The sequence below is a fragment of the Pseudomonas sp. SH10-3B genome (genome assembly GCF_019891415.1).
Taxonomy (GTDB): Bacteria; Pseudomonadota; Gammaproteobacteria; order Pseudomonadales; family Pseudomonadaceae; genus Aquipseudomonas.
The window spans coordinates 1-826 of record NZ_JAFLXD010000120.1 but is presented as its reverse complement, the minus strand read 5'-3'; the positions used below and the strand labels follow the sequence as shown (position 1 = coordinate 826).

Below are 826 nucleotides of genomic sequence, written 5' to 3'. Positions count from 1 at the left end.
ACGTTGTACTGACGCAGAAGGGCGCTGACTTCGTTAACGCCGGCAATCAACTGCCGAAGATCGACCTGACCGTTACCGATCCTGAGGGGCTTAGCTCCAATGGCACCGGCCAGCCGACTGTCACCTTGCATAACGACGTGCCAGTGATCAGCGTCGCGCCAGAAACTATCGATGAAAACTCCGCTACTGCGGGTACCGTCGCTGGTCGTTTCACCGCTACGGACGAAGAAACCCCACGCGAAGGTCTGACTGTTTCCTTCACTGGCAACAGCAACGTGGATGGCTACTACAGCCTGTCCGGCAACAACGTCGTACTGACTCAAAAAGGCGCTGACTTCGTTAACGCCGGCAATCAACTGCCGAAGATCGACCTGACCGTTGCGGATCCTGAGGGCGCCAGCTCCAACGGCACCGGTCAACCAACCGTCACTCTGCACAACGACGTGCCGGTCATCAGCGTCGCGCCAGAAACCATCGATGAAAATTCCGCCACAGCGGGCACCGTCGCCGGCCGCTTCACTGCGACCGATGAAGAAACCCCACGCGAAGGCCTGACTGTTTCCTTCACTGGCAACAGCAACGTAGACGGCTACTACAGCCTGTCTGGCAACAACGTCGTACTGACCCAGAAGGGCGCCGACTTTGTTAACGCCGGCAATCAATTGCCGAAAATCGACCTGACCGTTACCGATCCTGAGGGGCTCAGCTCCAATGGCACCGGCCAGCCGACCGTTACGCTGCATAACGATGTGCCGGTGATCAGTGTTGCCCCAGAAACCATCGATGAAAACTCCGCCACAGCGGGCACCGTCGCCGGCCGCTTCAC

The 826-nt window shown here is 58.6% G+C and carries 1 protein-coding gene; it reads left to right on the top strand.

What is annotated here, in order from left to right; all coding sequences use genetic code 11:
• Positions 1–826 (top strand): hypothetical protein (locus J1G35_RS30610; protein ID WP_223016872.1); only part of this gene is annotated, 826 nt, incomplete at both ends.